General features: G+C 39.9%; 16 protein-coding genes. 5 read left to right on the top strand and 11 right to left on the bottom strand.

Features of this window, described 5'->3' with window-relative positions:
• Positions 1 to 8 precede the first annotated feature (8 nt).
• The gene (locus tag AC2SLL_RS10935; protein WP_486531724.1) at positions 9 to 416 is read right to left on the bottom strand and encodes a DUF1294 domain-containing protein; all 408 of its coding nucleotides are present in this window, start codon (positions 414 to 416) and stop codon (positions 9 to 11) included.
• Between the two features lie 190 nt (positions 417 to 606).
• On the opposite strand from AC2SLL_RS10935, the gene AC2SLL_RS10930 reads away from it, so the two are divergent.
• Complete coding sequence (locus AC2SLL_RS10930; RefSeq protein ID WP_486531722.1) at positions 607 to 2208, top strand: FAD-dependent oxidoreductase; 1602 nt, start codon at positions 607 to 609, stop codon at positions 2206 to 2208.
• Positions 2209 to 2265: 57 nt separating this feature from the next.
• Here the strand turns inward: AC2SLL_RS10930 and AC2SLL_RS10925 are convergent, their stop codons facing one another.
• Entirely contained in the window at positions 2266 to 2946 is a 681-nt protein-coding gene (locus tag AC2SLL_RS10925) for an LOG family protein (RefSeq protein ID WP_486531721.1), read from the bottom strand.
• A gap of 498 nt (positions 2947 to 3444) precedes the next feature.
• On the opposite strand from AC2SLL_RS10925, the gene AC2SLL_RS10920 reads away from it, so the two are divergent.
• Entirely contained in the window at positions 3445 to 4365 is a 921-nt protein-coding gene (locus AC2SLL_RS10920; RefSeq protein ID WP_486531720.1) for an alpha/beta hydrolase family protein, read from the top strand.
• 100 nt (positions 4366 to 4465) lie between these two features.
• On the opposite strand, the gene AC2SLL_RS10915 is transcribed toward AC2SLL_RS10920, so the two are convergent.
• Complete coding sequence (locus AC2SLL_RS10915) at positions 4466 to 5221, bottom strand: 3'-5' exonuclease (RefSeq protein WP_486531719.1); 756 nt, start codon at positions 5219 to 5221, stop codon at positions 4466 to 4468.
• A 133-nt stretch (positions 5222 to 5354) separates the two neighbouring features.
• Between AC2SLL_RS10915 and AC2SLL_RS10910 the strand changes: the two genes are divergently transcribed.
• Positions 5355 to 6377: a DUF1853 family protein gene (locus AC2SLL_RS10910; RefSeq protein ID WP_486531718.1), complete on the top strand. Its 1023-nt coding sequence runs from the start codon at positions 5355 to 5357 to the stop codon at positions 6375 to 6377.
• A gap of 165 nt (positions 6378 to 6542) precedes the next feature.
• On the opposite strand, the gene bamB is transcribed toward AC2SLL_RS10910, so the two are convergent.
• The 8 genes from bamB to ndk all read right to left on the bottom strand — a co-directional run bounded on the left by bamB (position 6543) and on the right by ndk (position 16157).
• Positions 6543 to 7739, bottom strand: a complete 1197-nt coding sequence (gene bamB / locus AC2SLL_RS10905; RefSeq protein WP_486531717.1) for an outer membrane protein assembly factor BamB — start codon at positions 7737 to 7739, stop codon at positions 6543 to 6545.
• A gap of 173 nt (positions 7740 to 7912) precedes the next feature.
• Positions 7913 to 8710, bottom strand: a complete 798-nt coding sequence (locus tag AC2SLL_RS10900) for a YfgM family protein (RefSeq protein WP_486531716.1) — start codon at positions 8708 to 8710, stop codon at positions 7913 to 7915.
• Between the two features lie 93 nt (positions 8711 to 8803).
• Positions 8804 to 10114 carry a histidine--tRNA ligase gene (gene hisS / locus AC2SLL_RS10895; RefSeq protein WP_486531715.1) on the bottom strand — a complete coding sequence of 437 codons (1311 nt, stop codon included), beginning with the start codon at positions 10112 to 10114 and terminating at the stop codon, positions 8804 to 8806.
• Between the two features lie 193 nt (positions 10115 to 10307).
• Complete coding sequence (gene ispG, locus AC2SLL_RS10890; protein ID WP_486531714.1) at positions 10308 to 11438, bottom strand: flavodoxin-dependent (E)-4-hydroxy-3-methylbut-2-enyl-diphosphate synthase; 1131 nt, start codon at positions 11436 to 11438, stop codon at positions 10308 to 10310.
• A gap of 264 nt (positions 11439 to 11702) precedes the next feature.
• On the bottom strand, positions 11703 to 12641 hold the full coding sequence (locus AC2SLL_RS10885; protein WP_486531713.1) for a RodZ domain-containing protein: 939 nt from the start codon (positions 12639 to 12641) through the stop codon (positions 11703 to 11705).
• Entirely contained in the window at positions 12632 to 13558 is a 927-nt protein-coding gene (locus tag AC2SLL_RS10880; protein ID WP_486531712.1) for a tetratricopeptide repeat protein, read from the bottom strand. The genes AC2SLL_RS10885 and AC2SLL_RS10880 overlap by 10 nt, the downstream gene beginning before the upstream one ends.
• 399 nt (positions 13559 to 13957) lie before the next feature.
• Entirely contained in the window at positions 13958 to 15145 is a 1188-nt protein-coding gene (gene rlmN, locus AC2SLL_RS10875) for a dual-specificity RNA methyltransferase RlmN (RefSeq protein ID WP_486531739.1), read from the bottom strand.
• 580 nt (positions 15146 to 15725) lie between these two features.
• Positions 15726 to 16157: a nucleoside-diphosphate kinase gene (gene ndk / locus AC2SLL_RS10870; protein ID WP_486531711.1), complete on the bottom strand. Its 432-nt coding sequence runs from the start codon at positions 16155 to 16157 to the stop codon at positions 15726 to 15728.
• A gap of 522 nt (positions 16158 to 16679) precedes the next feature.
• Here ndk and AC2SLL_RS10865 point away from each other — a divergent pair.
• Both AC2SLL_RS10865 and AC2SLL_RS10860 read left to right on the top strand, forming a co-directional pair.
• Entirely contained in the window at positions 16680 to 18410 is a 1731-nt protein-coding gene (locus AC2SLL_RS10865; protein ID WP_486531710.1) for an FMN-binding glutamate synthase family protein, read from the top strand.
• Positions 18411 to 18447: 37 nt separating this feature from the next.
• Positions 18448 to 19353: a phosphodiester glycosidase family protein gene (locus AC2SLL_RS10860; protein ID WP_486531709.1), complete on the top strand. Its 906-nt coding sequence runs from the start codon at positions 18448 to 18450 to the stop codon at positions 19351 to 19353.
• The last annotated feature ends 465 nt before the right edge of the window (positions 19354 to 19818 follow it).

Genomic DNA, 19818 nt, shown 5'->3' with positions numbered 1-19818 from the left:
AAAAATAATTAGAAGTGGGAAATATTACCGTGAACAGCAATATATAGTAGGCCTGCTAAATTAATAAGCACCGTTAAATAATAGGCCAGACGAAATTCAGACTTTTGGGTCTTATGACGCAGTATGTTTTGCGCAACCATTGCCCCTACCCAGCCTCCAAGCACACTCAGTAGATGCAAAGTCGTTTCTGGTGTACGCCACTTGCTATGTATTGCTGCTCTTTTATCTTTTACATATGCCCCATATGTTACTACGCCAATAAATGCATACCAACCCACTATCAACCATGTAAGATTGCCAGTCATTGCCATAATGGCAAGCACGACATAGAAACCTAGACCAAGGATTAACTGATTTCTCTGGTTATCTTTGAAGCTAATCTGCCTTCGAGATCGACTTGTAATCTTTTTTTTCATCATCATCTCATTGAAATATAAAACTATTACGTCTATTTTTTATACTTTAGTAGCGCTTGCATATCACTATATATGCCACCATTAATTAATCGTACTATACTATGTAGCAACAGTTATATTAATCCATTTTTGTTATCCTAATGACACCTTAAACCTTTGCACTGACTCAACTATAATGATAGACAAAATTTTGAATAACTCTAATAATATGCCCCACTCATTTGAAAACTCCAGTAACCAGCCTTTTACGGTAGGCATTATTGGTGGCGGTGTTGCTGGGTCTACCATTGCTATTCGCTTAGCAGCTTTGGGTGTTCAAACCTATTTATTCGAAACCAAAGCCAGTTTAATCGATGGCCCGCCTATGTGCCACTTACATGCAGGTGGAAACCTATATCGAGAAATTCCTGATGAAGATTGCATCGAGCTGTTAAAACAATCAGTCGATATGTTACGCATGTATCCTTATAGTATAGACGTAAGGCCAACGATTATCGCTATCCCCTTACGCGATAACGGTAACCCTAAAGATCTACTACCCCGTCTGCATTTGTTGACTGATGTATATCGTCAAATGATTGCTACTGACCCTGATAATAAAGTACTAGGTAATCCTGAAGATTACTTTCGCTTATACCAACGCCAGGACTTAGAGAGGCTAATAAACCCTGACATACCGTTAACAAGTAATACCCACCCTCATGAAACGGATGAGTGGGTAGCTGCAGCAGCACGGCAACTAGACTTAGATAAACTTAAATATCCAGTTGTGGCTGTCAAGGAATATGGATGGAATATATTCCGACTAGCTGCCTCTGCTCATATTGCTTTAAGCCATTATTCAAATGCAAAAATATTGTTAAATGCACGGGTAACCAGTGTGCGCGCTCAAGGAGAGGATTCGAAAAACTCCTGCTCAAAATGGCAAATTAACTATCTAAAAACACATGAGAAAGATAATAATTTTTATGTCAAGCCTGCAAATAATCAGCCACAAAGCATAACCGTTGATTACCTTATTAATGCTTGCGGATTTAGAACAGGCGAGATTGATAATATGGTGGGAGTCCCAGCCAAACGCATGGTGGAGTTTAAAGCTTCTTATGTTGCATTTTGGGACAACTCTGAGCACGCTAAAGAAGATAATAGGGTCAATAGCTCTATGAGACTTCCAGAAATTATTATCCACGGTAAACGGGGCACACCCAATGGGATGGTACAGCTTACCCCCTACCCTGATGGTTTTTATCAAATTCATAGCATGGGCAAAGATGTCACTTTATTTGATGATGGTCTAGTGACCACTAAACAAAACGATGCTCAGCCCAAACTCAAACCTACCTATCTGGATTATATTGAAGCAGGCTGGGATATTGAAAAACTGCATGAACGTAGTCAACGTGCAATTAACCAAGTCAGTGAATTCGTTCCTAACTTTGCGACGGCAAAACCCACTAACAATGCATTATATGGTGGGCAGCAAATTCCTGGAGAAAATGATACGTTGCGAGTTGCCGATGTCAGCCTCTACCCTGATATGAACTATGCTCGTGCAGAAAACGTAAAAGCGTCCTCTGCACTATTGGCCGCTGATTACATATGTGATCAATTTGACAAGCAAAATTTATTGCCTTCTAATGCGGCACTTGAGCTTGCCCGACAGCGGCATAACTGGGAGTACTTACAGTATACGACCAAAGCCGATATTGATAAGTTATCTAAGACACTGGCCCTTGAGCGTAACTTTCCACAGGCCATGTCCAAAGTGGTAACTTCACATAACAACGTATAAACTAAAAAAGGCTATAATACGTTAACTTATCTATATAACCCTAGCTATGATATAACATTAAATCTTGTCAATATCTATAGAGTCTTCAATGTTCACATACTTATTTAATAAACCTATTGCAGATTCTATATCATTGCATACCACCAACCTTTCTAAGTCCTCAGGCTTCATGAATCCTTGCTCAGCCGTATGCTTTAAGTGCTCAATCATGCGGTCATAAAATCCATTGATATTTAATATAATCATTGGCTTCTCATGTTGATAAAGCTGGCGCCAAGTGGCAATTTCCATGATTTCTTCTAATGTTCCTAATCCTCCAGGCAGGGTTATAAAAGCATCCGCGTATTCTGCCATAATGGCTTTGCGCGTATGCATAGTATCAGTAAGATGCAGCCTCGTGAGCCCCTCGTGTGCCACTTCGTAATCAAGCATAAAGGTAGGTATTACGCCTACTGCATTGGCGCCGCCTTTAATAACCGTGTCAGCTACTGCACCCATTAGACCAATACTGGCACCGCCATAGACCAGTCCCATGTTATTTTTTGCTAAAGCAGCGCCTAACTCTCTAGCTGATGCTTCATATACTGGATTATTACCAATACGAGAACCACAGTACACCGCAACCAGACGTTGATTGATCGAGGCTTTATCCACTACCTCTCCTACACGCTCAACATCTTTACTAGTAATCGCTTTATTTTCAACTGGGTTGGCAGCTGTTTTAGAAATCTTTGCCATATATAAAAATTACCTTCATTAATTGAGTTTTAAAATTATTTTTAGTTTGACTTATTTTCGGACAGTTATTTTAAATGGAATAGGTCTTTCTAATTGCTTGGTCGTTCAAAATAATGACTAATTATAATAACACAGGTAGTGGTTGTCACATTTATCTATCTGAATGTTTATAATCAAGGGATTATAAAATCGCTAGCAGGAGACCTAGCGACTATAATATACGTAGTACCTCTAGGTAACACCGTAGCGGTTTAAACGTTAACCGACTATAGTTCAGTTTAACAACAACTAGGCTACTAACTATAGGTAACGACACACTGGTATTATAGTTATAATGTCTACTCAGGTCTGCTTCTTAGGATAATAAAGATCAGCCCACTCCCCTATAATACACTCACAAGCTTCAATATCGGTATTTGAAGTATCAGCATCTTAAGTTCCATTTGCTTATTAGACCAGATAATCTTAATTATATGCAGCCGCTAGAAGGAAATTAGCATGGCCAAAATCAAAGAGAAACCTATCAGTTATGAGGTAGACAACTTTCAGTTAACCGTCATAACTGGACGTAATCAACCTTTAACGGCAACCTTATATCTGCCCAAAGAGTCTCAAAGTGACCACATTAAAAATGCCATCATGATAGCACCTGCAACCGGAATAAGACGTGGATTTTATAATAGTTTTGCTACCTATCTAGCGAGCCAAAGGTTTGGTGTCATTACTTATGACAACGAAGGCATTGGCGACTCCTTGACTTGTCCACTATCTAAATGTGATGCCACATTAATCAGCTGGGGTCGTCATGATGAAACGGCTATCTTAGAGGCACTACAAGATGAATTCCCAAATGCAAAATATCATCTGATCGGTCACAGTGCGGGAGGACAACTCATTGGCCTCATGCCTAATTATCAAGCCATTACCTCTGTTGTAAATATTGCTTGCTCTTCAGGGCGTATTAAAAATATGGACTTCCCTTTCAAGGCAAAAGCTCTGTTTTTCATGCAATGTGCTATTCCAATAAGCAACCTACTACTTGGCTATACCCCATCTGACAAATTTGGTATGGGCGAGCCGCTACCTTCAGGGGTTGCCAAAGAGTGGAGAGACTGGTGCAACGGTAAAGGTTATGTGAAAACGGCATTTGGCAAAACGATATTCACCCATTATTATGATAAGTTTTCAGCACCTGCACTATGGCTAAACTTTACTGACGATGATATTGCCAATGCTAAAAACGTAGACGATATGCTAGCCGTGTTTCCCGCTATGCCGGTTGAAAAACACAGGATACATCCTAAGGAATTAGGATTAACGCATATAGGGCACATGACCTTTTTTAGTCGTAAAACCTACGCCAAAGCACCTAAACTATGGGATATGGTTACTGATTGGATAGAAAATCATGGTCAATAAGCTAAATTAACTATCATAAAAAAAACAATTTAAAACAGTCCTAATCTATAACAACCTGTAGTTATCTCCTTTTCTCAGCCTTATCATTTAATCATATCGGTTAACGGTCGTTTGCCTTCTCATCCGCTACCCTCTTTTGTAGAGCAGAATATAAAGAAGGTGTCAGGTTATCAATATTAGCTAGCATCCATTTTACGTAACTGAGGGGTACACTACTAATCAATTGCCCTTTATATTTACCAAAGGGCATTTTAATGATTGGAGTAGCAGTATTGGATATTTTGTATGCGGTCTCAAAATCTGTATAGTCAAACTGCAAACGCTCACAGCAAGCTTTATATAGCAAATAACACATACGCGCATCTCCCAATGCATCGTGCGCCGCCGAAGTCATAGCAGCTGCTTTATCTTTACCCATTAATTGTTCAATACACTTAGACTGTGAATACCCCTGCCATTCAGGAAAGGCTGCTCTCGCCAAACGAACCGTACAGATCAGCTTAACGTTCGGTCGCCCTATTACCCGCCAGTCAAAGCGCACATTATGGCCTATGAGATAGTTTGCTAACGTAAACTTCTTTAAATCAAAGGCTTCCATACCAGCCACATCTTCATCAGTAATTCCATGAATTTTAGTGACAAAAGGCGATATAGGGCGTCCACTATTGAAGTACGACATCCATTCATAACCGCTATGCACCTCTATTGTCGCCACTTGTATAGGTCGTGGATCACGCCCTTGATCAGTTTCAGTATCAATGATTAGAGCAAAGGCATTCGTAGTATTGGCATTCGTTGTGATGGTATTAATGGCACTGGGATTGGTGGCACTGGGATTGGTGGCGTTTTCTGACATAATATTTAGACTGTATTGGCATTAATGGGTTAAGGTTGATTATTTTTCAGTTTTTATCATACAGGGTATAGCTATTCTGTATAGCGACTCTCTTGTTATACTTATAGCTTAACTTTAACAAAGCTATGTCAATATGAATACAGCTCCGCAGCAACCTTGGCTCCAGTACAAACGCCCGTTTGTTAGAGACTTAGCATTTGCCATCGCATGTCCTGATGCCTTACGCCATTGGATCTCGCCTAATCCAAATACGCCTTCTCCTAATATAGAGGTACATAAAGAGTGCTTTTGGCAGCAAAACTATCTAAATTATGAAAACCGTTTACAAGAATTAGACAGTACAAAGCAATACAAGGTATTAACCCGATATCTAATGTCACGTCCAAGCCCCTATCGTCTTGGTTTTCATTTCGAGGGTTTGCTACATTTTTGGTTAGAAGATGGTTATCGATTAAACAGACATCCCTATCAGGTTCTCGCACACAACATACAGCTATACCGTGAGAAACAAACCACTGGCGAGTTAGACTTCATCCTACGCAATCATGATACTAACGAGGTAGAGCATTGGGAACTGACGATAAAGTTTTACTTAGGATCGCCACCCTACGACTTCGTCAACTGGGTAGGTATCAACTCTCGAGACAATCTTGAACGCAAGATGACTCATATGCAAACCAAGCAATTTCGTAGTATCTGGGTTGATATGGACTTCCACGAGACGGTTAAAATCGATAAACGCTTTGTCATTTTAAAAGGTAGATTTTTTCAACCAGAAAATAGCTCAGCTCATCAAACATTTGTAAAACCCACTTGGTTAACGGACAGTTTCCCTATACACCAATGGCACGTTATAAAAACACCCAGTGACTTTGCACATCTGAATATGCCAAATTTAAGACCGGCTCACTACATTGAATGGTTCACAGTGCGACCCTTTTATAATGCTAGCTTTTTTACTGCGAAAGGGGCAATGGCTACAGTACCGCAAATAAGCCTGCCCCCAAACTCCTTATATCGTTCAGCCCAAACTAAAGACAAACATTTTAAGCACTGGCCTCACGTTCCCTTAACCTTTGATGACTTAGATACCAACTTATATATGAATGACTCAGAGCCTGTGGTGTTGGTCATTGATAGAGCGGAAGGTAATTAAATCTTGCCTCATTCAATTATGATTTTCTACAAAAGTTTTGCGTACAATAATTAAACTTAAAATCAAAGCTTAAAAAGCCCCAGAAATCATTCTGAGGCGTTCATCTTTTTGCAAGACGAGGGCATGTGCTCATCATTGACAAGAACTTAATTTTTATAGGCTAGATTAACGCACTAAACGCCAAACATTGACTTGTCCAGACTTAGTTTGGGTCAATAAATAACCCGACTCAGCCTGTAACTGATTGATAGCACCTTTCGTACTTACGCGGCTAACAATACGACCATCTTCTGGAGAAAGGAAGTGCACAACACCTTCCAAGTCACCGACTGCAATATAGTTACCAATGAAAACAGGGTTGCTCAGCTGGCGATAGGCTAACGCATCGGTTTTCCATATTAACTGACCAGTCTGACGATTGTGCGATTGAACCATTCCATCGAGAGTAGTTGAAACGACAGCATTGCCACCTACGGCCAAGCTATTTTTACTGGCAGTATCTTGTAAAAATAACACCTGCCCACTATTTAAATCAAAACCAATTAACTGACCACTATAAGTGACCGCGAATAACTGACCATCTTGGACGGTTGGAGTACCATCAATGTCTGTCATACGCTGAATTTCACTGGCCCCTGATGGAATACCAACGCGGCGAGACCATTTAGGAATACCTGTCTCAATATCCACCGCATGTAAACGACCATCCGCACTTGCTAAGACGGCTGTACGAGCATCAAGTAGAGCTGGTTTTGCACTGCCACGCACGCTAATGCTAGGCGTTTGGGTAGAAAACTGCCATATCGAATTACCATTCTGTAATGATAAGCCATGCATGATGCCATCATTACCAGACAATATGACACGATTATTATGAATCAGTGCTGGCGCAAGTACTGTACCATCGAGCTTAGCTTGCCATTTAATTTTGCCATCAGTGGTATTAATGGCAATGACACGTGCAGATTTTGTAGACACTATGGCCGTATTGCTGGCATCATCAAAACTTACGCCACCAACGATATCCTCATTAATATTAACACTCCATAGCTTATTACCTGAAAGATTATAGCTATCAATATTACCCGAACCAGATGCCGCTACAATCTGTTGACCATTAAATCCAACTTCAAATCGATCAACGTCTGCTAGTTTAGAGCTTCCATTAACAGATGTGGATACAACAGGCGCCACAATATTCAAAGACTGCTCAAGCTGCATCAGCTTGGTTGGCTTGTTAACTTCTGGTTTTATGGTCTTACCACAACCACTGGCTAAAGCAATGGCACCACATAAACAGGCTATCTTAAAAGCTTGAATGGCAACATGGTTAGGCGATTTTTTAGTTTTGTCTTTATACATATGCGGCTCTGTTTTAATAAATAACTATAAGGATCAGATGGGTTAAATTAAAAATTAGCGTTATAGACTACGGCATATCCTAATCATTAACTCTCATTCACTTAAATAATAATACAAATAAAAGATAGTTAAGGGGGGAATGAACAATCTTGTCTAGGCAAGCACAATTAGTGCTAATTCATTTCAGACTCTGTAGCATCTACATTAGCATTAGCAGCGTCAGAAACGTTTGGCAACTCTGCTTGATTAACTATGCTGGGTGGTTGTTCAATTGGCTCAGGTGTAATGCCTAAGCTTTCAATCTTTAGACGAAGTGTAGGACGTTCCTCTTGGCGCTTTACTAGCATACTCCAAGCATTTTTATAAGAACGAATGGCGTCATCTTTTTGATTCTTAGCCATATATATATCACCCAGCAACTCTTGCTGGCTAGCCTCAAATGATAACGGTACATCCGTTGAGGCTTGTTTCATTGCTTCCTCAATGTTTCCGCTACCAAGCAAAACAGTAGCATAGCGTATCTGAGTAATTGCGTGTAACCCTGGATCATCTAAATCAATGCTGAGCGCTTGTTTCAAAGCTGCTATTGCCACATCCATGTCATTACTATCTGTTGCATTTCTTGCTTTAAGCATCAGCGCTTGCCATGCATATACCGTTGAGCCGTGTTCTGCCACTAAAGTATCAATATCTTTATTTAATTGCTTAATCGTTTCAGCATCTAAGGGCACGCTGGGATCTTGAGCCAATCGTATCGATTCATTAGACTGTTCAATAGATGCATATTTTTCTGCAGCAACGGTATCTGGATTCACATTAGCGCTTTGCAGATAAACCCATCCAAAGTACCCAGCTAATGCAATAGCAATGGCACCGATAATATAGCCAGCACTTTGCTTCAGCTTTTGCATAGCCTGTTGATCGACATTTGCATCACGTTGTGGCGATACGGGATTTGGACTTTTAGCCATAACTCTACCTAACCTAATATATAAACTACATCATTGTTTAAACGATATTGAAACAACTATTAAAACCACTAAAAAAGACTTGAGTTAGGCCTTTTAAAGTACAAAATTTTCAGCGCTATGTAGCCATAGGGTAGCATGGCTTTCCTGCTCACCTGTTTCCATTGTTTTAACACTAATAAGATGATTTGCAACTTCATCTTGCGCTAAAATCACTGTCAGTTTAGCACCAGACTTATCTGCTTTTTTCATCTGTGATTTGAGACTTGTGGCGCTCGCCATTTTTACACGTAGCTCTGGACGCGCCTCTCTTAAAGATTGCGCATATTGCAGACCCTCTGAATATACCTCAGGGTGCACTACTACAAAGATATCACATGGTGTAGTGGGAGCCATTGGCGCAACAGCTTGGATTAATAATAACAGGCGCTCAAGCCCAATGGCAAAACCTGCGGCAGGCTCTGATTTTACAGGTTTGGATGTATCATTCGGTTTTCCTATAGACTTCAACTGACCAATCAGTCCATCATAACGGCCGCCAGCACATACGGTAGCTTGAGAGCCAAGCTTATCAGTAACCCATTCAAATACCGTTTTATTATAATAATCTAATCCACGTACGAGGTTATGGTTAATCTCGTATTGGATGCCTAAAGCATCAAGATAGCTTTTTAACTGCTCAAAATGTTCGGCGGTTTCATTACCTAAATAGTCATCTAAACGAGGTGCACCTGCGAGTAGCGCTTGCGTGTTTTGATCTTTACTATCTAGAATACGTAGAGGATTAGTGGTTAGACGGCGTTTACTATCGTCATCCAAATCATCCTTTCTATCCTTTAGATACTCAACCAATGCCGTGCGATACGCCCGCCTTTCCTCCAACTCACCCAAACTGTTTATTTGTAGAGTCAACTCATGATCTATGCCCAGTCGATTCCACATTAAATAACTCATCGCTATCAATTCGGCTTCTATATCGACATGTTCACTACCAAATGCTTCTACACCAAGCTGATGAAATTGACGATAGCGCCCTTTTTGTGGCTGCTCATAGCGAAACATAGGCCCCATATACCAAAGTTTGGGTGTATCACCTCGCAACAAGTTGTGTTCGATGACAGCACGCACCGCACCAGCTGTCCCTTCAGGACGCAATGCAATGTGGGTGGGTGGATCAGACTTATCCGTAAAATTAAACATCTCTTTTTCTACGATGTCTGTCGCATCGCCAATAGCCCTTGCAAATAGCTGTGTTTCTTCAACCATTGGCAGACGCATTTCTTCATAGCCGTATTGGTCTAAAACACCACGCAGTACCGTTTCTAACCGTCGCCACTCACTGCTAGGGCGGCTAGCTGATGTTTCAATGTGGAGAATATCGTTGAAGCCTTTAATTGACTTAATCATACTTCTTACTCAGTTTTTAATTTTAAAATCTTATGTGTATGTTATTTAGATATATAGGTCTATTTTTATACTATGAGGTAGTCAAACTATGTCATTAAATAATAATAGATGATTTAACTTTAGTATTTATCTATCTTAAATTATGTGCGGCTTAAAGTTTGTCTACCTTTGAATTTATGTAGCTTAGTTTAAATTATAAGCCTGAACTACCATCTACTCTTAATATTTCACTGGCAGCTTTTGCTTCTGCATGTGCTACCCGCTCACGCACCATTTTTTCAATATTTTCTACGAGCGTCGTCGTATCGATTAAATGACTCTTTTCGCCCTCTAAATAAACCAATGAGTTTGGCGATGCACCTACCACTCCGATATCTGACTCTTTAGCTTCACCTGGCCCATTTACTTTGCACCCAATGACCGATACATCCATTGGAATACGTACATCCTCTAATCGTGCTTCAAGCTCATTCATCACTCGAATGACATCAAACTCTTGACGTGAGCAGCTAGGACAAGCAATAAAGTTAATACCATTAGCACGAATATTAAGCGACTTTAAAATATCGAAACCCACTTTGATCTCATCTTCAGGCTCCGCCGCTAAAGAGATACGAATGGTATCACCAATACCATCTAGCAATAAACCACCAAGTGCAATAGCAGATTTAACCGTACCAGTACGATAGATACCCGCTTCGGTTACCCCTAAATGTAACGGATTATCGATTTGTTGTGAAAGCAAGCGGTAAGCATCTAATGTCAAAAACACATTGCTGGCTTTAACCGATACCTTGTATTGATCAAATTTTAAGCGTTCCAAAAGATCAATATGGCGCATGGCTGACTCTACCATCGCCTCACCTGTTGGCTCTTTGTATTTACGCTGGATATCTTTTTCAAGTGAGCCAGCATTAACACCAATTCGAATGGGGATATTGTGGTCACGGGCACAGGCTACCACTTCCCGAACCTTTGCGTCATTACCAATATTACCGGGGTTGATACGCAAACAATCAGCACCTGCCTTAGCAACAGCCAAGGCTATTTTATAATCAAAATGCACATCCGCAATCAATGGCACACTGCTGCGCTTTCGGATTTCTGCAAAAGCTTCTACCGTTTCCATAGTCGGGGTAGACACTCGCATCATATCGGCACCAGCGTCCACACATCGCTCAATCTGTGCCACTGTAGCATCGACATCACAAGTGTCTGTATTGGTCATACTTTGCACAGATATGGGCGCATCGCCACCAACGGCGACATTACCAACATATATTTTTTTGGTTTTACGACGTTTGATAGGAGAGGATGTTGACATAATGCTTCTCAGTTGACTGAAAATTAGGTTGGGGGGTTTTATTATGCCCTGTTGACTGCGTTGTATATAAATATACTAATTTCATAAGCACTATAAATATAATAAGTGCTACATACAAACTTCAATAAGCGCCATTAATTATAAGAGCTATCAAGTGACGACCTTAACCATTTAAGTTCCGATTAACTCAAGAACTGATTAATGTCGTTACCATCTTTAATTACTAAGTGATAAGTTAGTAAAAAATTATTGATCTCTAAATTATCAAGGTGCTAACGTAAAATCGGCTTTATTGTCCTTAGCAAACTTATTCAGCTGGATAGGCTGTTTATTTAGATTAAGGGTCACTCTAGAAACATTATCAATCTGAACTTTAAAAGGTGGCTTACCAGATAAATTATAGGCACCGCGAGTTTGTTGACCCGTTAACAGACGGTTGCCATCGGCATCGGTAACGTTAACGTTAGTATTACCCATAATCCAAAATTCTAAATTGGCTTCATCAGCATTGACTGTTTGCGACGCTGCTTGATCATCATTGGTAGTATTGCCGCTGATATTTGTGCCATTAGCTTCAGCATTTTTTTCCACATTGCTTTCGCTATTATTCAGATTCAATGCCGAGCCACTACTGTCTAAATTAACTGCACTTCCTGTACTAAGTGCTGCACCTGCCGATTGTTCAGTATCTGATAGATCATCCACTAAAGCGGCACTATTACCTTTGACCGCATTGGCATCTTCAGCACTGGTTACCGTACGAATCAAAAAGACAGCCAAAGCAATTAATGCAACCAAACCGATAACCAATAATGGATTAAAACGAATAGAGCGCCTGCCCTCTCGTTGCAATGTACCCATTGGTCTAAGCGGCGACTCAATATCGTTAACGCTCTTCTTTTTTAGGTTATCTGGATAAGCACGATTAAAACTCTCCGCAATTTGATCTGGATCTAAATCTAGGAATTTAGCATAGTTCACCACAAAGCCCCGAGCAAAGGCTAGCTGAGGTAGCTCGGAAAAGCTTTCACTTTCAATGGCTTCAAGGTGGCGTTTTAAAATAAATAATTCGCCTGCCACATCATCGAGGCTCAAGTCTTTGCTAACCCGAGCCTGCTTAAGCTGCTGTCCAAAAGAGTCAGTAGCTGATTTGATTGTGTCGGAATGTTTGGGAGTTAATGACGCTCGATTATTTATTTCCATGGTGCCTCTGGGTTACGAATCCAGCCTTTTAGCTGAGTTGCTTCCTCGCTCAATGGGAAGTCAGCCAAAAGCTGTTGCGATAGTTCTTCTTGGGTATATCTATTATTTTGTGCATGGGCAAGTTTAATGCCTTGCAATAGAATACGGGGTATTTTATTGGCATCCTTTGCAAGCAGGATGAGTGTTTCATCGTACAAGTCTTGTGCTTGCTGAATACGGTTACTATCAATCAATAGATCTACCAGTTCAATATGAGCGACCAAACTGTTACGATTACCTTCAAGTGCCCGCACAAAAGCTTGGGTAGCCAACGTTTTATTATCTACCTTCAGTGCGGTACGTCCTAGATTTTCCAGTGCGCCAATACGGCCTTCATAGCCAAGCGCCGCCCCTGCTAGTTCAAATTGCTTAAGAGCGTCTTCATTTCGACCAACTTGCGATAAATAAACGCCATAATTATTACGTGCTTGCATGAAATCAGGGTCAATAGCGAGTGCTTTTTTGAAAAACGAATCCGCCTTTTTAAGATTGACACTGCTGCCTTCTTTTTGCAGCAAAACGCCCATCATATCATAAGCGGGTGCATATCGATTATTGGCTGAAAATGCTTTCTCTAACTGTCTCTGCGCTGCATCTAATTTATTATCACGAATATATTGGGCGGCCATGCGGGTACGCACTTCGGCAATTTTATCAGGATCGGTTGCCTTAAAACCTGAATTTTGCACATCACCCACAGAATAATTTATGTTGCTTAAGCTTTTGGCGTCAATACTTGGGGCTGACTGACACGCTGTTAAGCCCACGCTCAGTGACGACAATACGACCATGATCATGTGGTTGACTCTAGCCGCATCATGATTGGAGAGAGCTAGGCCTAGCTTACTACTACTCTTATTGTCAGTAGAACCCATCATTATCTTTTTAACACCTTTTTTATTATACCAACTTTAGAATAATTATACTTTAGACCTGCAATACCTCAGAATGCTTACACATACTTTTGTACTACATTTCAAGAACATACTCTGTTGTTATATTAAAACTATTATATTCGACTAATGCCAATGCGGTTACTCTTTGGCTAGTCTTTCCTACCAATTTACCAATTTATATTAAAACCAAAGTATTTAGTATATTTCTATAGCTACAAATCAAATCATCTTAATCTAAGCACACTTAGTGTTGCAACCCTAGTTTACTAAAGATTATAACTAAAATAGTACCACTGTTTTGAGCTTAGCCATTATTATCAAATAGACAGGTAGTATATAGTGCATTGATTACCTAATTTAGTCATGCATATTTAATGATAGTTACTCATTGAGTGTCAGCTTGCGAGCTTCAATGCTCTCCTGCCATTTTTGTGAACGACGGGTTCTATCAGCAACTTGCCCAACCAATTGACCACAGGCGGCATCAATATCATCGCCACGTGTTTGTCGAATAGTACATACAAACCCTGCATTGTTTAAAATATTACTAAATGCATGGATACGGTTGTTGCTGGAGCGCTCATATGGTGCATGGGGAAACGGGTTAAACGGTATAAGATTAATTTTGCTAGGTAGCTCGTGTAACAAATCCACAAGTTGTAAGGCATGTTCATCAGTGTCATTAATGCCATCTAGCATGACATACTCAATGGTTACATGCTTTTTATGGCGTGGGTTATTATCATGAACATAGGCCTTGGCAGCAGCAATCAACTCACTCAATGGGTATTTTTTATTAATCGGCACAAGTTCATTGCGCAATTCATCATTGGGAGCATGCAAAGAGATTGCCAATGCAACGTCGATGTCTTTATAAAGATCGTACATCTTTGGTACCACACCAGAAGTAGAGAGGGTTACTCGGCGTTTGGATAAACCGTACGCATGATCTGATAGCATTAAACTCATTGAACTGACAACAGGCTGATAGTTTAGCAAGGGCTCGCCCATACCCATCATGACGACGTTCGTCACAGAGTTTTGCCACTCAGTGCTATCTACCCCTTCCATATACGATGCATTAGCCACCCAAAGTTGACCAATTATTTCAGCCGCAGTCAGATCACGCTCAAAACCTTGCTTGCCAGTACTACAAAAACGACAGTCTAGCGCACAGCCAACTTGAGATGATACACACAATGTTTTCCGGCCATTTACTTTGCTGTCATCTGCTGGAATTAGTACGGTTTCAACTAATGACCCACCTGCTACCTTGAATACCCATTTACGAGTACCATCTTCACTGTATTGTTTATGCACGACTTCAGGAGGCGTTACCTTGGCACTTTGATTTAACTTTTCTCTTAGCCCTTTTGATAGATTAGTCATCTGATCAAAGTCAGTAATACCATGCTGATAAATCCACTTCATTACTTGGGTAGCACGAAATGGCTTTTCGCCAAGCGTATTGAAATATTCGCTCAGCTCTGCCTGACCCATACCCAGTAGATTGACTCTGCTGTCTTGTGGATTAATGACATTTACAGCCTCACTGCCGTTATCATTCATTCTATCTGGAAGAGACACTGTGCTTATTTTTGTTACTTTGGTCATGATAAATTATCTAACCCGTTTACTGTAAGTCTAAATGTTAAAAACATATTATATCGCATATAACCATACTATGTTTCTTTATAGTTAGCATAGTAAGCTTTATACAAGACTATGTTTCTTTATAATTTTATAATTTTATAATTTCTTTTTATTTATACGCCATACAAGAAATTATAGGCTGTCTCGTCATCATATAAATGACAACAAACCCTTGTATACAAACTAAGATACCTACTTATAAAACAAGCTGACTGTTATAGAACAAGCTGACTGGATTAACAGTAAACATATAAAAACGGCTAAGCAACTGCCTAGCCGTTCTAAAAACAACCTTATACCCTATCAAAATATCTTGCCCAAAGTACTGAGTATAGAAACTAAAGTAGCAACAAAAAACGAGTGCGACCCCAATATCTATTAATTAGTAGTAAACTTAATTAGTAGTAAACTACGCAAGTTTGATGCGGTTCATTTAATTTATGAAAACTGCACTTTACAAATAATACAAAGATATGTCATTTTGCAAGCTATAAGATTAACGAGTACGGTTTAAAACTTCGTCATCATTGAAAAAGTATGCAATTTCACGCTTTGCAGAGTCTGCAGAGTCAGAACCATGTACTGCATTTTCATCGATACTTGAAGCAAAGTCTTTACGAATAGTACCGTCTGCAGCTTCGGCTGGGTTAGTTGCCCCCATGATTTCACGATGCTTAGCAATGGCATTTTCGCCTTCAAGAACAGACACAACAACAGGACCTGAAGTCATAAAAGACACAAGATCATTGTAAAATGGACGCTCTTTATGCTCCGCATAAAAACCGCCTGCTTTTTCATCATTAAGGTGTATCATTTTAGCGCCTACGACTTTTAGACCCGCTTCTTCAAAACGGCTGTAAATAGCGCCAATTTTGTTGTTGGCCACTGCATCAGGTTTGATAATTGAAAGAGTACGTTCGATAGCCATGCTATGCTCCTATAAGATAAATGAATCAAGATTATTATTGTTTAAATAGTTGAGAGGATCTTATTAACTATCATTAAGTTAAGTGCTAGATTAAAAGTTAAGTGCCAGATTATCAGCCGTTGCTAAATAAAATAGTAACGAAAGTAATAACATCCATCACAAACAGCTGCTCTACCTTATGCCTCAAAACGGTTACTTAAGATAGGTTTTAAACGGTGTCTTCAAACTGAGGCTTATTATAACGGTTCATCGCCTATAAATGATAGGAAAAAATTGCTTACATAGTCTAATCTGAAACATTATCATACTAAAGTTTTTAAATCATGATGGTAAAGTATGTATTTTAGACACATTTCATTGTCTTTTTAATTCCGTTTTTTTGAAAGATTTTTAATAAGCGCCTTACCGCTACCGTCTTATTTGAATGACCTGCATTTTTAATGGCACACATTTTTTGAAATATATTTTATTAACATAAATAGTAACCACTACCTTTTGATTTGAGAGAGTTAAGGATAAATCATGCCTAAATCACGTACCGATTTAAACCCAAAACAAGACAGCATGAATAATAGCGAACGTACCTATCAAATTAGCTTTTTTAAACGCTACGGGTTATTTTTTGCAGTTGTTATTGGCTTAGTGGTGGGTATTATCTTTGCTGAATGGTGGCTTGCGATTTTCTGTGGGTTTTTAGTGGCCGTTGGTATTCATGATATCGCTCAATCCACACATGCCGTCCTGTCTAACTACCCTATAGCAGGGCATATTCGCTACTTTTTAGAAGATTACCGCCCAGAGATCCGTCAGTATTTTATTGAAGACGATAAAGAGCAGGTTCCATTTTCTCGGCAGCAGCGTGAGTTAGTTTATCAACGTGCAAAAGATATCAGTGATACCAATGCCTTTGGTACCTTGGATAATTTATATGCTGCCGATAAAGAGTGGTTTTTACAATCACAAACCAGCCATAAACTTAAAAATACCGACTTTCGTATTACTGTTGGCGGGGAGCGATGCAAGCAGCCTTATTCGATGTCTGTCTTTAATATATCAGCCATGAGCTTTGGGAGCTTGTCAGCTAATGCAATAATGGCGCTAAATCACGGCGCAAAGCTTGGTGGCTTTACTCACGATACTGGAGAAGGCGCTATTAGCCCTTATCATCGCAAATTTGGTGGCGATTTAATTTGGGAGATTGGCACTGGCTATTTTGGGTGCCGCGATAATACCGGAAAATTTGATCCTAACTTGTTTCAGACACATGCGCTTGAACCCCAAGTCAAGATGATCGAAATAAAACTGTCTCAGGGAGCAAAACCAGGAAAGGGCGGCGTGCTTCCTAAAGAGAAAATAACCGAAGAAATAGCTGAAACTCGGCGTATTCCTATGGCAGAAGATTGCATATCGCCGGCTAACCACTCCGCTTTTAACACTCCACGTGAGCTGGTTCATTTTTGGCAACAGCTTCGGGAGCTGTCAGGTGGCAAGCCTGTCGGATTTAAACTATGTATCGGACAACCTTGGCAATTTATGGCTATTGTGAAAGCCATGATTGAAGAAGATAATTATCCAGATTTTATTGTGGTAGATGGTGCAGAAGGGGGCACAGGTGCCGCACCTGTTGAGTTTATGGACAGTGTCGGAATGCCACTTATCGACGGATTTTTATTTGTTCATAATACGCTTGTGGGTGCTGGCATTCGCAATAAAATTAAGGTAGGAGTCAGCGGCAAAATTGTATCAGGATTCGATATTGCCAAGATGTTGTCACTTGGCGCGGACTGGTGTAACTCAGCGAGGGGATTTATGTTTGCTGTAGGCTGTATTCAGTCACGCTCATGTCATACCAATACCTGTCCAACTGGCGTCGCTACTCAAGATCCTTATCGGCAAATGGCATTAGATGTGCCTGACAAATCATTGCGTGTTGCCAATTTTCATCACAATACACTTAAATCTTTGGCCAATATTGTGGGCGCAGTGGGACTATCACATCCAGACGATTTGCATGCCTATCATGTGGCAAGACGCATGAATGATGGCACCATTAAGTTACTCTCGAAATTCTTCTACTTTATGGATGAAGGGGCACTACTAAACACCAGTGCACGCGCTAATATTTATAATCAAATGTGGGTAATGGCCGATCCTAATAGTTTTAATGCCGACAACGAAGCCTATGTGGCTTATAATGAAGACTCCCGTGACCAAAACAAAGATCCTGACGATGGCCTGAAAAATTATGCATAGTATCGAGTTCAGTGTCAAAACGAAACGGCTAACGGCTATGAAAACCAAACGAAACCCTCTAGCCAGAAGGGGGCGCTTCTGTTTGTTAAGTGCGACACTGCTGTTTAACGCTACATTAGTCCTAACAGGCTGTAATGATTCAAACGTTAAGAAACTTGTCAAAATAGCGATTAAAGATGATGAGTCAAAAAGCGTAGAGCAGTATTGTCAATCTAAGTCTGTGCCATTTGAACATTCGCTATGCACAATATCACAAAGTAACTTAAGTAAATCAAAAAGCCCTTTGTCGCTAAAACTATTTTGGAAATCTGGCAAGTGGAAAATGGATGGAGCACCCTTTGATATTGATAAAACACTGAAGCCACTTTATACCTTTGATCAACTGATAGAGGATTTAGAGTCAGATACTCAGCTTAAATTTGCCACTAATGCGGGCATGTATAACCGCGAGTTTGCCCCAATTGGCTACACAGTGATTAATGGTCAACAAATATTATCGTTAAACTTAAATCAAGGTGCGGGTAACTTTCATATGATGCCAAATGGCGTACTGTGGTGGGATAAAGCTGGCAAAGTATATATTACTGAAAGCAATACACTGCATACCATGCTTGATAATAAAATAGCTCGCCCCTTGTATGCCACTCAATCTGGACCTATGTTGGTAATAGATGGCATGATTCATCCAAAGTTCAACCCTAATAGCGCCTCAAAAAAAATACGTAACGGTGTTGGGGTTTGTGATGACGGCAACGTGAGCTTTGTGACCAGCAGTGAGCTGGTTAACTTTTACCAGTTTGCACATTACTTTAAGGAACAATTAAACTGCCCAAATGCCTTGTTTTTAGATGGCGGCGTTGCCTCTGCATTATATGCCCCTGATATTAACAAAAAGGACGATAAAAACATGGGAGTCATGATTGGTCTCATAGAAACAAGGTAGTAGAAGATAATCTATTAGAAAGTAAAACTGATGCAAATTAGCTCGCATCCAAGTTAAATCCAAGTCAAATACAAGTTAACGTATAAACTTAACTTATATAAAATAGCCAACTGACCGAACTTCAAGATTTAAACTTGCATTCAATAACCGCTCTAGCTTGGGCTGTTTCTCATTTAGGAATAGCCGTTGGTAGCTGACTTTTACCAAAAAGAAAAACTGTAATTCGCCCCTAAAACTTTGTCTAAACTTAAAGTCTGTGTCAATATTAAAAGATTTGTTTTACCTTTAAAATTTTAAAATAGAGACGAACGATATAGACATACATCACGATTATTTTCACACCCTCTATTCACACCCCCTAATTGAAGACACGCCTTTGGTTAATTTTGCTACAATACGACATATTTTTAGGTCATATTGTTTTGCTAAAACCGAAATATGACCTTTTAAGCTTTAATTTATATC

It is taken from the genome of Psychrobacter sp. CX97, from assembly GCF_057396285.1.
Note: the sequence above shows the minus strand (reverse complement) of the source record. Positions and strands in the feature narration are given on the sequence as shown.